This window comes from Novosphingobium sp. TCA1, assembly GCF_009811895.1.
Classification (GTDB): Bacteria; Pseudomonadota; Alphaproteobacteria; order Sphingomonadales; family Sphingomonadaceae; genus Novosphingobium; species Novosphingobium panipatense_A.
The window spans coordinates 109822-124847 of the sequence record NZ_BLJH01000017.1; the positions used below are offsets into that span (position 1 = coordinate 109822).

The following is a 15026-nucleotide window of genomic DNA, read 5'->3' on the forward strand; positions in this document are numbered from 1 at the left end:
GGCGATGGCAGGCGCGAAACCCGCTTTCCCGAAGTCCGTGCCGGGATACGTATCTCGTCAATTCGCCGCTAACTGGATGCCGTTCACACGCCTGAGGTCGACCGTGCCCTTGCCGAGCGAGGCAAGCTGGCGGTTCGAAAGGCACTGTGCGTAGACCGTCGGCGCTTCCGCCTTCATCGCCGCCTCGGTGCTCAGGGCATCTTCGAGGCGAGCCGTGCAGGCCGCGCGGGATTCATAGGTCTGGACGGGCGCGGACAGCCTTTCGCAGGCTGATCCATCGTCGCTGCAACCAAACAGGGCGAGGGCGATGAGTGTGGCGCTCATTCTTCTCTCCTTTCAAGGGAGATAACGAGCGCCTTGCCGAAAATATCCCGCAAGCGGCGGAAAAGAGTCATTTTCAGGGCTGGAACCCTTGGCCGCGCCATGCGTAAATCTGCCTCATGGACCAGACCAAAGCCAAGCTCATCATCCGCCCCGCCGTCGTCGCCGATGCGCCGGCCATCGCGCGTCTTTCGGTGAAGGTCTACGGCAAGGCCGATGCTTTCACCCGTGCCGAGATCCGGGGGCAGATCATCAATTTCCCGGAAGGGCAATTCGTCGCCGAGTACGACGGCAAGGTCGTGGGGCACTGCGCGACGATGATCGTCACCGCCGGCCAGGCCTTCCGGCCCCATACCTGGGAAGAAATCAGCAATGGCGGCTATGGCCGTCCTCCCGCCGACGACGGCGACGTGCTCTATGGGTTCGAGGTCTGCGTGGACCCGGACTATCGGCGCCTGCGGATCGGCCAGCGACTCTATCGCAAGCGCAAGGAAGTCTGCCAGTATTTCGAACTGAAGGGGATCGCCTTCGCGGGACGGATGCCCGGCTATTCACGCCGCAGGCGCCAGTATCCCGATCCGGCGGACTATCTCCAGGCGGTGCGCGACAAGAAGGTCCGCGATCAGGTGATCCAGTTCCAGATGAACGAGGGATACGAACCGCGCGAGATCCTGCCCGACTACATCCCCAACGACAAGGAAAGCGGTGGCAATGCGGTCTTGATGTACTGGACCAACCCGCTCGCCCCGCGCGATACGGGCAAGGCGGTGCCGGGCTTCAAGGAACGCGTGCCCTCGAACGTGCGCGTCGCCACCGTCCAGTTCATGATGCGCAAGATCGAGAAGATCGACCAGTTCGAGGAGCAGGTCGAATACTGGATCGACGTGGCGGCCGATTACGAAAGCGACTTCGTGGTTTTCCCCGAGCTGTTCACGCTGGAACTGCTCTCGATCGAGGAGACCAAGCTGGAGCCTGCCGCCGCCATCGAGAAGATCGCGGACTATGCCGAGCGCTTCGTGGAATTCATGCAGCGCATGGCGGTGAGCTACAACATCAACATCATCGGCGGTTCGCACCCCACGCGCGTGAAGCTGGGCGGCGGCAAGAGCGAGATCCGCAACATCGCCTATACTTTCCTGCGCGACGGCGCCGTTCACGAGACGCAGAAGCTCCACCCCACGCCTTCCGAGCGGCGCTGGTGGAACATCAAGGGCGGCTACGGTGCCAATGTCATCCCCACCGATTGCGGACCGATCGGGGTGATGATCTGTTATGACAGCGAGTTCCCCGAACTCTCGCGCCATCTCGTCAACCAGGGGGCGCTGATGCTGTTCGTGCCGTTCTGCACCGACGAGCGGCGCGGGTTCCTGCGCGTGCGCTATTGTTGCCAGGCCCGCGCGGTGGAGAACCAGTGCTACGTGGTGACCTCTGGCGTGGTGGGCAACCTGCCGAACGTCGAGAACATGGACGTCCACTATGCCGAAAGCGCGATCCTGACGCCTTCCGATTTCCCCTTCGCGCGCGACGGCGTGGCGGCAGACACCGCGCCCAATACCGAGACAATCGCGATTGCCGACCTCAGCCTGGACGCCCTGCTGACGGCGCGCCAGTCCGGCGCGGTGCAGAACCTCAAGGACCGGCGCTTCGACCTCTACCGGGTGGAATGGACGCAGCAGTAGGAGTTCCGCCGTCCCGCCCGTTTCAAGCCTCTCAAGGCCCGCTCATCCTGAGCGGCCTTCGACAAGCTCAGGCTGAGCGGCGTTGTGAAGGTTACTTTCGGGCGAGGTTTGCGACGCGCCGCCGCGTCTCCGCGATCAGTTCGTCGAGGCTGCGGACCTGCTTCACGCCGTAGCGTTCGCCGGTGATGTCGACATTGCCCTTGCGCCAGAAGCCGGGCGGGCAGAGCAGCACGACTTTGCCGGAGCGGGCGTGAAGGCCGAGTTCAAGCAGGCTCACCGGGCTTTGCGAACCGGGCGCCAGGTACAGGACGATGACGTCGGCGCTATCGAGCGCGGCCAGTTCCCATTCGACCTGGCGGCGAAATTCCGGCTCGTTCGCTTCCGGCTTCCAGGCGGGATTCCAGTCGGCGCGGCGGGGGTTGAGCAGGACGACTTCTTCACTGTGCAGCGCCTCGATCACCTGCTTCTGCCAGTCGGGAGCCGAGCCCATGTCGATGCTGCCGCCCAGGAATACGCGCGGGCGCTCGTGACCTGAAGGAAGCGCCTCGGGTGAGGTGACGACGCGCGCGTCGGCCAGGGCAGAGGCGGGGAGCAGGGCGGCTCCGAGGGAGGCGGCAAGAGCGAAAGCACGGTTCATGGCGCGCCTCTAGCCACCATCGGTCGCCCGCGGCCAGCAAAAACGCTGCGTCAAAGCGAAATCCAGAGCGCGCCATAGGTGGGCAAGGTGGAGGGCGTCGCGCCATTGACTGCCAGCAATACCTCACCTGTGAGCGGCTCGGAAAGAGCAATCGGATCGGGCGAGAGGTTGAACAGGCAGCGCAGGCGCTGACCGCCTTGCGCGCGCTCGAAGGACAGCAGGGCGCCTTCGGCCTTGCAGTCCGTGAGTGGGCCATGACGAAGGGCCGGATGGCCCTTGCGCATGGCCAGCAGTTCCCGCGTGAAATGGAGCAGCGAGGCGGGATCGCTCTCCTGGACTGCTACGGCGCGGGCAAGATTCCCGGACGAAAGCGGCAGCCAGGGCGTGCCTGCGGTAAAACCGCCAAGGGGCGCGTCGTCCCACGGCAGGGGCGTGCGGGCACCGTCGCGAGAGAGCGTGAGCGGCCAGTTGGCAATCGCTTCGGGGTCCTGCAGCTGTTCGAAAGGGATCTCGTCCTGGCCGAGGCCGAGTTCCTCGCCCTGAAAGAGGATCACATTACCGCGCAGGGCCATGAGCAGGGCCATCTTCACGCGCGCGAAAAGGTCGCGCTGCCGGGGATCGGACGGGCCCCAGCGTGAGACGGCGCGCGGGGCGTCGTGGTTCTCGAAGGCCCAGCTCGGCCAGCCTCCGGTCTCATGCGGCGCGAGTTCCCAGCGCTGGAGCGTCCCGGCCACGAAGTCGGCGGTGAGGGCGGGGGCGTAGAGAAAGTCGAAGCCGTAGGCGCTGTTCAGGCGGTGGTCTCCGGCGGTATAGGCCCGGCGGTCTGCCTGCGGATGATCGCCGCCGATCTCGGCCACGGTATGGACGGCGCCGAACTGGTCGCAAAGCGTGCGCAGCCGTTCGACGAAGCCGGTCATGTCCGGGTGGGACTGGCTGTAGGTCTTGAGCTGGAAATCGAACGGCCGGGTGCGGACCCGGCCGTCGGCGGGGGCGGGCGGATTGTCGCGCAGCAGGGGATCGTGCATGGCATGGTTGAGCGCATCGAGGCGGAAGCCGTCCACCCCGCGCTCCAGCCAGAACCGTGCCGCGCCGAGCACCGCGTCCTGCACGGCGGGATTGTGCATGTTGAGCTGCGGCTGCTCTTTCAGGAACGTATGCATGTAGTACTGGCGGCGGCGGGCGTCCCAGGTCCATGCCGGGCCGCCGAATACCGATTGCCAGTTGCAGGGCGGCGTGCCGTCTTCCTTGGGATCGTGCCAGACATACCAGTCCGCCCTGGGATTGCCGCGATCGGAGCGGCTTTCCGCGAACCAGGGGTGAAGGTCCGAGGTATGGGCGTAGACCTGGTCGATGATGACCTTGAGGCCCAGGGCATGGGCATGGGCCACCAGCGCGTCGAAGTCCGCCAGAGTGCCGAATATCGGGTCCACCCCGCAGTAGTCGGCCACATCGTAGCCGAAATCGCGCATCGGCGAGGTGAAGAAGGGCGATATCCAGATCGCGTCCACGCCGAGACGCGCCACATGATGCAGGCGGCGGGTGATTCCGGCGAGATCGCCCACGCCGTCGCCATTGCTGTCCTGAAAGCTGCGCGGATAGATCTGGTAGATCGCGGCGCCCTTCCACCAGGGCGTGCCGCATTCGCCGGAAGCGCCTGCAAACGATGTGGAGGGAAGCGGGCCGTCTTGGGTTTCGGTCAGGCTCATGCGTACCTTCTGCGAAGCGGTTCGACCCATGCATACCATTGCCGTGGTCGCCGCGCGAATTTTTTGCGGCGCTGCACAATGGTGCTTGCCGCAAGGCGATGCTGTGCTAGCCATGATGGCCAAGCACGGGAAAGCACGAAGCCCGCTTCGCACTGTCCCGGCTCTAAACTACGCTGATCGCTCGGCTTTTTTCCAAGGTACAGGCGGCGGCAAGACCAGGAGTGTGCCCGTGGCTAGCGATCCTGTTTCCAGCAGCACGGCTGCGGTTCCCTCGGAAATGGACAAGCATATCGTGCGGGTGCTGCGCCAGCGCGTCGGCAAGGACGAACGCGCGGCCAAGCAGCATGACTGGTACACCGCCTCGATCCTCGCCCTGCGCGACGAGATCATCGAGAAGTGGATCGATTCCACCCGTCGCACTTACGATTCCGGTGGCAAGCGGGTCTATTACCTCTCGATGGAGTTCCTGATAGGCCGCCTGCTGCGCGATGCCCTTTCGAACATGGGCATGACCCGCGAGTTCGAGGCGGCCTTGCGCGCCCATGGTCTGGATCTTGCCGCGCTGGAGGAACTGGAACCCGACGCCGCGCTGGGCAACGGTGGCCTTGGGCGGCTTGCGGCCTGCTTCATGGAAAGCCTCGCGACGCTCGACATCCCGGCCTACGGTTACGGCATCCGCTACGTGAACGGCATGTTCCGCCAGCGCATCGATGACGGCTGGCAGGTGGAACTGCCCGAAACCTGGCTCGCCCATGGCAATCCGTGGGAATTCGAGCGCCTGGAAAGCACCTATCGCATCGGTTTCGGCGGAGAGGTCGTGGCCGAGGGCGACGGGGTGTTCTGGCATCCGGCCGAGCAAGTCGACGCAACCGCGATGGATACGCCGGTGGTGGGCTGGCGCGGCAAGCGGGTGAACACGCTGCGCCTCTGGACGGCGAGCCCGATCGACCCGCTTCGGCTGGACGCCTTCAACGCGGGCGACCATTTCGGCGCGCTGGCGGGGCAGGTGCGGGCGGACAGCCTGGTGCGCGTGCTCTATCCCGCCGATTCCAGCCCCGCCGGGCAGGAACTGCGGCTGCGGCAGGAGTACTTCTTCACCGCCGCCTCGATCCAGGACATCGTGCGCCGCCACGTCCAGTACGAAGGCGATATCCGCACCCTGCCGGACAAGGCGGCGATCCAGCTCAACGACACCCATCCCTCGGTGGCCGTGGCCGAACTGATGCGCCTGCTGGTCGATACGCTGGGCCTTGAATTCAACGAGGCCTGGGATCTCTGCCGCCGAACGGTGTCCTACACCAATCACACGCTCCTGCCCGAGGCGCTGGAATCCTGGCCGCTGCCGCTGTTCGAGCGTCTGCTGCCGCGCCATATGCAGATCATCTATGCGATCAACAGCCGGGTCCTACGCGAAGCGCGCAAGGCAGGGTGCAGCGATTCCGAAATCGCCGCGATCTCGCTGATCGACGAGGGCGGTGAGCGGCGGGTGCGCATGGCCAACCTGGCTTTCGTGGGTGCTCATTCGGTCAACGGCGTCGCCGCGCTCCACACCGACCTGATGAAGAAGACGGTCTTCGCCGACCTTCACAAGCTCTACCCGGACCGGATCAACAACAAGACCAACGGCGTCACGCCGCGCCGCTGGCTCCAGCAGTGCAATCCCGGCCTTACCCGCGTGATCCGGGAAGCGATCGGGGATGGCTTCCTGGACGATGCCGGGAAGCTGTCCGATCTCAACGCCTTCGCCGCCGACGGGCAGTTTGCGGAGCGCGTGGCCGAAGTGAAGCGCGGCAACAAGCTTGCCCTATCGGACTACATCAAGAAAACGATGGGCGTCCGCCTCGATCCCGATGCCCTGTTCGACGTGCAGATCAAGCGCATCCACGAATACAAGCGCCAGTTGCTCAACCTGATCGAGACGGTGGCGCTCTACGACCAGATCCGCAGCCACCCGGAGCGGGACTGGGTGCCGCGCGTCAAGATCTTCGCGGGGAAAGCCGCGCCGAGCTATCATAACGCCAAGCTCGTCATCAAGCTCGCCAACGACATCGCCCGGCGCGTCAATGCCGACCCCTCGGTAGGCGGGCTGCTCAAGGTGGTCTTCGTGCCCAACTACAACGTCAGCCTGGGCGAGCGGATCTTCCCGGCGGCGGATCTTTCCGAGCAGATCTCCACGGCGGGGATGGAGGCTTCCGGCACCGGCAACATGAAGTTCGCGCTCAACGGGGCGCTTACCATCGGCACGCTCGACGGCGCCAATGTCGAGATCAAGGAGCATGTCGGTGACGACAATATCGTGATCTTCGGCCTCACTGCCGAGGAAGTCGCCCACAAGCGCGCCAGCGGCTACAACCCGCGCGAAGTGATCGAGGGGTCGCGCGAACTCAGCCAGGCGCTCACCGCGATCGCCTCGGGCGTGTTCTCCCCGGACGAGCCCGATCGCTACAAGGACCTGATCGGGGGCATCCACGACCATGACTGGTTCATGTGCGCCGCCGATTTCGACAGCTATGCCGCCGCCCAGCGTTCCATCGACGCGCGCTGGGAAGACGTGGCCGGATGGCGCGCAACGGCGATCAGGAACATCGCCAATGTCGGTTGGTTCTCCTCGGATCGGACGATTTCCGAGTATGCCAAAGACATCTGGAAGGTCTCGTGAAGCCACCCGAAAGCGCCATAGAAACCCTTCTGCAAGGCCTCAACGCCGATCCGTTTTCCCTTCTTGGCGTGCATTCCGGCCCGGACGGGGTCTATGCCCGTGCGATCCTGCCCGGGGCGGAAACGGTGGAGGCCTTCAGTCTGGACGGTCGCCGCCTCGGCATGCTGGGGCAGGTGGACGCGCGTTTCCTGTTCGAAGGCAAGCTGATGGGCAAGCCGCAGCCGATCCGCTACCGCTGTACGGCGGGCGATAGCGATTGGCTGGTCACCGATCCCTATACGTTCGGGCCCGTGCTGGGCCCGGTGGACGATCTGCTGATCGCGCAGGGCACCCATTTCCGCCTGTTCGACAAGCTCGGCGCCCATATCATGCGGCACGAGGGCGCCAGCGGCGTTCATTTCGCGGTCTGGGCGCCGAATGCCCGGCTGGTCAGCGTCGTGGGAGACTTCAACGACTGGGACCCGCGCCGCCATGTCATGCGCGACCGCAAGGACATCGGGGTCTGGGAAATCTTCATTCCCGATATCGCCGACTACCGCGCCTACAAGTATCACATCGTCGGCGCCGACGGCATGGTCCAGCCGCTCAAGGCGGATCCTTTCGCCTTCATGTCGGAAATCCGGCCCGCCACCGCCTCGATGACGGCGCATCCGGCCAAGCTCGATTGGGGGGATGAGGCACACCGCGCGCATTGGGCCTCGGTCGATCCGCGCAAGGTGCCGGTCTCGATCTACGAGGTCCATGCCGGGTCCTGGCAGCGGGATCGGTTCAACTGGTTCCTGAACTGGGACGATCTGGCCGACCGGCTGATCCCCTATGTGGTCGAGATGGGCTTCACCCATATCGAGTTCCTGCCGATCAGCGAGCATCCCTACGATCCGTCCTGGGGCTATCAGGCGACCGGGCTCTACGCTCCCAGCGCGCGCTTCGGGGAGCCGGCCGGTTTCGCCCGCTTCGTGGACGGGGCGCACCGGGCCGGGATCGGCGTGATCCTGGACTGGGTACCCGCCCATTTCCCGACCGACGAGCATGGCCTCGTCCGCTTCGACGGCACCGCGCTTTACGAGCACAAGGATCCCCGGCTAGGCTTCCAGCCGGACTGGAACACGCTGATCTACAACTTCGGCAGGCGCGAGGTGCAGAGCTTCCTCGTCAACAATGCCCTGTTCTGGGCGGATCGCTACCATGTCGATGGCCTCCGCGTGGATGCGGTCGCCTCGATGCTCTACCGCGACTATTCGCGCAAGGAGGGCGAATGGATCCCCAATGCCCAGGGCGGGCGGGAGAACTGGGAAGCGGTGGAATTCCTGCGCGCCACCAACCGCGCCCTCTATGGCCAGCATCCCGGCGTCTTCACCATTGCCGAGGAATCGACCGCCTGGCCGGGCGTCACCCAGCCTGCCTATGACGTGAAGGATGGGGGGCAGGCCACGTCGCTCGGCTTCGGCTTCAAGTGGAACATGGGCTTCATGCACGACACGCTGCGCTACATGGCGCGCGATCCGGTGCATCGTCGCTACCACCACGAGGACATCACCTTCGGCCTGATGTACGCCTTTTCCGAAAACTATGTCCTGCCGCTCAGCCATGACGAAGTGGTCCACGGCAAGGGCTCGCTGCTGAACAAGATGAGCGGCGACGACTGGCAGAAATTCGCGAACCTGCGGGCCTATTACGGCATGATGTGGGGCTATCCCGGCAAGAAGCTGCTGTTCATGGGGCAGGAGTTCGCCCAGCGCCGCGAATGGAGCGAGGAGCGCGCGCTGGATTGGGAACTGCGCGAGGCGTCGTCCCATGAGGGCGTCCGCAATCTCGTGAAGGATCTCAACCGCGTCTACCGCGAGAAGCCCGCGCTTCATGGCGGCGATTGCGACGGCGGCGGTTTCGAATGGCTGGTCGTCGACGACAGCCAGAATTCCGTATTCGCCTGGCTGCGCAAGGCCGAAGGCGCCAGGCCGATCGCGGTGATCGCGAACATGACCCCGGCCATGCATACGGGCTATAGCCTGCCTCTGCCGCTCGAAGGAAAATGGAACGAAATTCTCAACAGCGATTCCCTTCATTACGGGGGAACCGGCAAGGGGAATTTGGGGCAGGTCAAGGCGGCGAACGGCCAGGCCGTGGTAACGCTGCCGCCCCTGGCGACGATCATGCTCGAATACGCCGGTTGAAGCGGCGACACGAAGGAGAGAGAGTGCAATGAGGACGCCAACCGGATCGCCACTCGCGCGCGATGCCATGGCTTATGTTCTGGCAGGCGGCCGGGGCAGCCGCCTCGCCGAATTGACGGACAATCGCGCGAAGCCTGCGGTTTATTTCGGCGGGATGAGCCGGATCATCGATTTCGCACTGTCCAACGCGATCAATTCGGGCATCCGCCGCATCGGCGTCGCCACCCAGTACAAGGCGCATAGCCTGATCCGGCACATGCAGCGTGCCTGGAACTTCATGCGCCCCGAACGCAACGAAAGCTTCGACATCCTTCCCGCCAGCCAGCGCATTTCCGAGCTGCTGTGGTACGAGGGCACGGCCGATGCCGTATTCCAGAACATCGACATCATCGCTTCCTACAGCCCGAAATACATGGTGATCCTGGCAGGCGATCACATCTACAAGATGGATTACGAGCTGATGCTGCAACAGCACGTCAACTCGGGCGCGGATGTGACGGTGGGCTGCCTCGTCGTGCCGCGCAAGGATGCGACGGCCTTCGGTGTGATGCATGTCGACGAGAACGACGTGATTACCTCGTTTCTGGAGAAGCCGAAGGATCCGCCGTCGATTCCGGGCGATCCCGGACACGCACTCGCGTCGATGGGCATCTATGTCTTCGATACCGAGTTCCTGTTCGAACAGCTGCGCCGCGATGCCGCCGACCCCGATTCCAAGCGCGATTTCGGCGGTGACATCATTCCCTACATCGTCAGGCACGGGAAGGCGCAGGCCCACCGCTTCACCAATTCCTGCATCCGCGCCGCCGAGGAGATCGAGGAATACTGGCGCGACGTCGGCACCGTGGACGCCTATTTCGAGGCGAACCTCGACCTTACCGATACCGTGCCCAAGCTCGACATGTACGACCGGGACTGGCCGATCTGGACCGATACCGTCGTGGCGGCGCCTGCCAAGTTCGTCCATGACGAGGAAGGTCGACGGGGCCATGCGATATCTTCGCTGATCAGCCAGGACTGCATCGTCTCCGGCGCGCTCGCACGCCGCTCGCTGCTGTTCACCGGGGTGAAGATGGGCAGTTACTCCTCCGCCAACGAGGCCGTGATCCTGCCCTACTGCAACATCGGCCGTCACGCGCGCCTCTCGCGCGTGGTGATCGATTCCGGGGTGCGAATCCCCGAGGGGCTGGTGGTGGGGGAAGACCCCGAACTCGATGCCCGCCGGTTCCGCCGGACGGATAACGGCGTATGCCTGATCACCAAGCACATGATCGATCGGCTGGGCCTGTGAGCAGAGGCCGGGGGGAATGCCGTTGAAAGTCCTGTCCGTAGCCTCCGAGGCCGTGCCGTTGGTCAAGACCGGGGGGCTGGCCGACGTGGTCGGCGCGCTGCCCGCCGCTCTGGCCGGGCACGGCGTGGAGATGACGACCCTGCTGCCGGGCTATCCTTCGGTCCTGAAGGGTCTGGGCCGCCTGCGCGCGGTTCATGCCTGGGATTCGCTGCTGGGCGTTCCCGCGCGTCTGCTGACGGGCAAGATCGGCGGTTATCCGCTGCTGGTGCTTGACGCGCCCGCGCTCTACGCCCGCGACGGTGCGCCTTATGCGGATGCGGCGGGGCAGGACTGGGCCGATAACTGGCAGCGCTTTTCGGCTCTTGGGCGCGCCGCTGCCGATATCGCCGGGGGCGCCGTGGCGAGTCGCGGCAAAGTCCAGAAATTCGATCTGGTCCATGCGCACGACTGGCAGGCGGCCATGGCACCGGCCTACCTCCATTTCGCACCTTACGGCGGCGAGGGCGGTCGCGTCCCTTCGATTGTCACGATCCACAACATGGCGTTCCAAGGCTGGTTCGGCGCCGAGGTCTTCCCGCGCCTGGGCCTTCCGCGAGAGGCCTGGTCGATCGACGGCGTCGAGTATCACGGCGGCCTCGGCATGCTGAAGGCCGGGCTCGCCTGCGCCGATGCCGTGACCACGGTGAGCCCGACTTACGCGCGCGAGATACGTTCGGCGGCGTTCGGCATGGGGCTGGAAGGCCTGATCGTGGCGCGGGGCAGGGCCGTCTCCGGCATTCTCAACGGGATCGACGCGGCGCAGTGGAATCCCGCTTCCGATCCTGCCCTGGTTTCTCCTTACGACGCTCGCAAGCTGGAACGGCGCAAGGCCAACAAGCGCGCGCTGGAGGCGGAGTTCGGGTTGGAGGCCGACGACGGCCCGCTCTTCATCGTCGTTACGCGGCTTACCTGGCAGAAGGGCATGGATGTCCTGCTGGAAGTGCTCGATCACCTCGTCGGGATCGGCGGGCGACTGGCGCTGCTGGGATCGGGCGATGCGGCTATCGAACAGGCTCTTCATGCCGCCGCTGCGCGCCATCCCGGCCGGGTCGCGGTCCGTATCGGTTACGACGAGGCGCTCTCGCACCGCATGCAGGGCGGGGGGGACGCCATTCTCGTGCCGTCGCGCTTCGAGCCTTGCGGGCTTACGCAGCTTTACGGATTAGCCTATGGCTGCATTCCGGTGGTGGCGCGAACCGGGGGACTGGCCGATACCGTGATCGATGCCAATCCGGCCGCGCTCGCGGCAGGCGTCGCTACGGGCATCCAGTTCGATGGCGTGCATTACGACGCTTTCTCGGCGGCTCTCACCCGCACGGTCGATCTCTACGGTCACGCCGAGCAATGGCGAGCGATCCAGAAGAACGCGATGAAGTGCGATTTCTCCTGGAAGGCGAGCGGGCAGGCCTATGCAGATCTCTATCGCGCGCTGATGGCATGAGGCCCTTGGGCGTCTCGCTCAGGGACGGCCGGACGCGGTTTGCCGTGCGCAGCCCGATTGCGGATCAGGTCTGGCTCTGCCTGTTCGACGGGGCGTCGGAAACGCGCCATGCCATGACGCGCGATGGCTCCGACTGGGTTCTGGAACTGCCCGGCGAGCGGATCGGCGTGTGCTACGGCTATCGCGCGTCGGGTACTTGGGCGCCGGAGCGGGGACTGTGGTTCGACCCCGCGAAACTGCTCGTAGACCCCTATGCGACCGAACTTGACCGCCGCTTCGTGCAGGATCCCCGACTTGGCGAGTTCGGGGCGGACACTGCGGAACTTGTGCCGAAAGCTATCGTCCAATCGCCGTTGGAGCCGGTCGCCCTGCAACCTGCGCATTTCGCGCGAGGCGGTCTGATCTACGAAATCAATCCGCGGGCCTTCACGCGCCTTCACCTCGACGTGCCGGAGCATTTGCGCGGAACCATTGGCGCTCTCGCACACCCTGCGATCCTCGCTCACTTGAAGAAACTGCACGTCACGGCGATCGAACTCATGCCGATCGTCGCCTGGATCGATGAGCGCCATCTGCCCCCGCTGGGGCTGGTGAATGCCTGGGGTTACAATCCGGTAGCCATGATGGCGCTCGATCCCGGTCTCTGTCCGGGCGGTGTCGCCGAACTGAGAGAAACGGTCTCTGCCCTTCACGCGGAAGGCATAGGCGTTCTGCTGGACATGGTGTTCAACCATAGCGGTGAAAGTGATGTCCACGGCGGCGTGATTTCCCTGCGGGGGCTGGACAACATGGCCTATGCCCATGCTCCCGACGGCAGTCTCATCAACGATACAGGCTGCGGCAACACGCTCGATTTCGCCAATCCCGCGACAAGGCGGCTGGCACTGGACGCGATGCGGCATTTTGTCCGATCCTGCGGCGTGGATGGCTTCCGCTTCGATCTTGCGCCCGTGCTTGCGCGCGGTCCGGGCTTCGATGCCGAGGCGCCGATCTTCGCTGAAATTGCAGCCGATCCCTTGCTCTCCACCCGAGTCATGATCGCCGAGCCGTGGGATATCGGGCCGGGTGGGTATCAACTCGGCCAATTCCCGGAGAACTGGCTCGAATGGAACGACCGCTTCCGCGACGATGTCCGCCGCTTCTGGAAAGGCGAAGAGGGCATCGGGATGCTCGCGACTCGCATCGCGGGATCGACGGACCTGTTCGGCGAGATTCCACCGGATGGGGCATGTCGTTCCGTCAATTTTCTGGCCGCCCACGACGGCTTCACACTCGCGGACACGGTTTCCTATGAGCATCGCCACAACTGGGCCAATGGCGAACAGAACCGGGATGGTCACGGCGAAAATTTCAGCTGGAACAACGGCGTGGAGGGGCCAACGCATGACGCCGAAGTGGTTGCATTGCGCCGTGCCGACCTGAAGGCCTTGCTCGGCACGCTATTCGCATCGACTGGCACGATCATGTTGACGGCCGGGGATGAATTCGGCCGCACGCAACAGGGTAACAACAACGCTTATTGCCAGGATAACGGTATTTCCTGGGTCGATTGGGAAAATCGGGACAAGGAACTCGAAAACCATGTTGCGATGCTCGCCGCATTGCGTTCATCCAATCTGGAGCAGTTTCTTCGCCTTTCGCCGGATTTTCAGTGGCTCAATGCGCAAGGCGGCGAAATGACGGTTCAGGACTGGGAAGCGCCGGGAGCGGACAGGCTGGAGTGGCGCGCCGACGGCTGGCAATTCACGATTGATCGCAAGGGCCGGAGAGTGACGATTTCCGCCCCGTCCTGAGCAGGCCGGAAATGATCGTTTCCAACCGTTCTCCCGCTCTATCCCAGGTCAATTCGCCAGCGCGCTTTCGGCCCCGTCCGGTTAGTTCGTCACGCAGTTGTCGATCTTGCAGAACCGCCTCGATCGCGGTTCTGAATGCTCGGGTATCGCCTGCGTTTACCAGCAGGGCGCCATCGCCGCAGACCTCTGGCATTGCTCCCGCGCGTGCCGCGATAACCGGGGTGCCGCAGTGCATAGCTTCCACTGGAGGCAGTCCAAATCCTTCGGTCAGAGACGGAAAGATAAAAACGGCGGCATTCTCATAGAGTGCGCGCAACTCCGCGTCCGATACGAAGCCAGTGAAAATCGTGTGCTCCGGCGGTTCCCAGCCCTTCTTTCGGTAGACTTCTGCGCCCGGCCCCCCGGCAACGACTAGACGAGGACCGCCCGACAAGTCGCTTTGCAAAGCTTCGAACACGCTGCGGATATTCTTGTAGCCCTTGGCGGTGCCGATCACCAGAACATAGCTGCGCGGTGTCAGGGCGTGACGGGCAAGAACACTGCGATCCGACGCGACATCAAGCAGATGATCCGTCCCATTATGCACGACGTCGATCTTTTCGAGACTGGCAATGCCGTGCGCGACCAGAGTTTGGCGGGCGAATTCCGATATGGTCAGTACCCGGCGCGCACGGCGACCGATCCACGGTAGGAGGTGGCGATAGGCAACGGCCTGTCTGCCCGAATAGTCTTTGGGATAGAGAAACGTCTGTGCATCATGGATCATCACCACGCTGTTGTTGTGGAGAAGCGGGGCCAGGTTGCAGAAATTTACCAGAAGGTTCCCCTGTGCATGCCGTGGCAAAGTGATCATTTCCCATCCTTGCCCATGACCAAGTCGGCCACGAACCTGGGTAGGTACAAGGCGGGAGAACTTCTGCGCAAAGTAAGAAGCATGCGGGGCCAAAAGGCGAACTTCATACCCATCTGCCATTCGCTTTACCAACTGATCGCAGTAATGCGCTGCGGTGCGGTGAACACCGTTGAGATTTCCGCCCAGAAACTTTCCGTTGATATCCAGGCGAGGCACGGTTCCGAAAGGATTGATGTCCAGCATGCAGCTACCCGGAAAACACTTCGAGGCTGAAGGCCCGCAGATGGGTGCCGACCAACAGTGTCGCCAGTCCTAGAAGCGCCGAAACGAGAAGGTTACCCACCAGCGTAATACTCGCTGAAAAGCCAAGCATCACTAGGCCGCGTTGACATAAGATTTCAGCCATAGGCGCACTGCGGCGAGGTTGAGAAAGCTC

Annotated in this window: 11 protein-coding genes; 6 read left to right on the forward strand and 5 right to left on the reverse strand. The window is 63.9% G+C overall.

Annotation, left to right across the window (positions count from 1 at the left end; all coding sequences use genetic code 11):
• Positions 1 to 57 precede the first annotated feature (57 nt).
• Positions 58 to 324 carry a hypothetical protein gene (locus NTCA1_RS18405; RefSeq protein ID WP_159831328.1) on the reverse strand — a complete coding sequence of 89 codons (267 nt, stop codon included), beginning with the start codon at positions 322 to 324 and terminating at the stop codon, positions 58 to 60.
• A 116-nt stretch (positions 325 to 440) separates the two neighbouring features.
• Between NTCA1_RS18405 and NTCA1_RS18410 the strand changes: the two genes are divergently transcribed.
• Entirely contained in the window at positions 441 to 2000 is a 1560-nt protein-coding gene (locus tag NTCA1_RS18410; protein WP_159831329.1) for a carbon-nitrogen hydrolase family protein, read from the forward strand.
• Positions 2001 to 2091: 91 nt separating this feature from the next.
• On the opposite strand, the gene NTCA1_RS18415 is transcribed toward NTCA1_RS18410, so the two are convergent.
• Positions 2092 to 2637: a nucleoside 2-deoxyribosyltransferase domain-containing protein gene (locus NTCA1_RS18415; protein ID WP_159831330.1), complete on the reverse strand. Its 546-nt coding sequence runs from the start codon at positions 2635 to 2637 to the stop codon at positions 2092 to 2094.
• Between the two features lie 50 nt (positions 2638 to 2687).
• Entirely contained in the window at positions 2688 to 4343 is a 1656-nt protein-coding gene (locus NTCA1_RS18420) for an alpha-amylase family glycosyl hydrolase (RefSeq protein ID WP_159831331.1), read from the reverse strand.
• A gap of 277 nt (positions 4344 to 4620) precedes the next feature.
• Between NTCA1_RS18420 and NTCA1_RS18425 the strand changes: the two genes are divergently transcribed.
• The 5 genes from NTCA1_RS18425 to glgX are packed head-to-tail and all read left to right on the forward strand — an operon-like array spanning position 4621 to position 13737.
• Positions 4621 to 7002 (forward strand): glycogen/starch/alpha-glucan phosphorylase, encoded by a 2382-nt coding sequence (locus tag NTCA1_RS18425; RefSeq protein WP_201282541.1) that lies wholly within the window; start codon positions 4621 to 4623, stop codon positions 7000 to 7002.
• Positions 6999 to 9173 carry a 1,4-alpha-glucan branching protein GlgB gene (gene glgB / locus NTCA1_RS18430; protein ID WP_159831333.1) on the forward strand — a complete coding sequence of 725 codons (2175 nt, stop codon included), beginning with the start codon at positions 6999 to 7001 and terminating at the stop codon, positions 9171 to 9173. Before NTCA1_RS18425 ends, glgB begins: the two co-directional genes overlap by 4 nt.
• Before the next feature lie 28 nt (positions 9174 to 9201).
• Positions 9202 to 10464, forward strand: coding sequence for a glucose-1-phosphate adenylyltransferase (glgC, locus tag NTCA1_RS18435; RefSeq protein WP_086489925.1), 1263 nt, complete (start codon positions 9202 to 9204; stop codon positions 10462 to 10464).
• A 16-nt stretch (positions 10465 to 10480) separates the two neighbouring features.
• Positions 10481 to 11944: a glycogen synthase GlgA gene (glgA, locus tag NTCA1_RS18440; protein WP_159831334.1), complete on the forward strand. Its 1464-nt coding sequence runs from the start codon at positions 10481 to 10483 to the stop codon at positions 11942 to 11944.
• Entirely contained in the window at positions 11941 to 13737 is a 1797-nt protein-coding gene (gene glgX / locus NTCA1_RS18445; protein WP_159831335.1) for a glycogen debranching protein GlgX, read from the forward strand. The genes glgA and glgX overlap by 4 nt, the downstream gene beginning before the upstream one ends.
• Here the strand turns inward: glgX and NTCA1_RS18450 are convergent.
• A complete protein-coding gene (locus NTCA1_RS18450; RefSeq protein ID WP_236549443.1) occupies positions 13688 to 14833 on the reverse strand; it encodes a glycosyltransferase family 1 protein in 1146 nt (381 codons plus the stop codon). The genes glgX and NTCA1_RS18450 overlap by 50 nt on opposite strands.
• Positions 14834 to 14837: 4 nt before the next feature.
• Positions 14838 to 15026: hypothetical protein (locus NTCA1_RS28770; RefSeq protein WP_236549444.1), on the reverse strand; the 189-nt coding region annotated here is incomplete at its 5' end.

Bases quoted from the DNA above. Each gene is read 5' to 3' on its own strand.
- NTCA1_RS18410 (WP_159831329.1), top strand. From the start codon at position 441: ATGGACCAGACCAAAGCCAAGCTCATCATCCGCCCCGCCGTCGTCGCC.
- NTCA1_RS18450 (WP_236549443.1), bottom strand. From the start codon at position 14,833: ATGCTGGACATCAATCCTTTCGGAACCGTGCCTCGCCTGGATATCAAC.
- NTCA1_RS18405 (WP_159831328.1), bottom strand. From the start codon at position 324: ATGAGCGCCACACTCATCGCCCTCGCCCTGTTTGGTTGCAGCGACGAT.
- glgC (WP_086489925.1), top strand. From the start codon at position 9,202: ATGAGGACGCCAACCGGATCGCCACTCGCGCGCGATGCCATGGCTTAT.
- glgA (WP_159831334.1), top strand. From the start codon at position 10,481: ATGCCGTTGAAAGTCCTGTCCGTAGCCTCCGAGGCCGTGCCGTTGGTC.
- NTCA1_RS18425 (WP_201282541.1), top strand. From the start codon at position 4,621: ATGGACAAGCATATCGTGCGGGTGCTGCGCCAGCGCGTCGGCAAGGAC.
- NTCA1_RS18415 (WP_159831330.1), bottom strand. From the start codon at position 2,637: ATGAACCGTGCTTTCGCTCTTGCCGCCTCCCTCGGAGCCGCCCTGCTC.
- glgX (WP_159831335.1), top strand. From the start codon at position 11,941: ATGAGGCCCTTGGGCGTCTCGCTCAGGGACGGCCGGACGCGGTTTGCC.
- NTCA1_RS18420 (WP_159831331.1), bottom strand. From the start codon at position 4,343: ATGAGCCTGACCGAAACCCAAGACGGCCCGCTTCCCTCCACATCGTTT.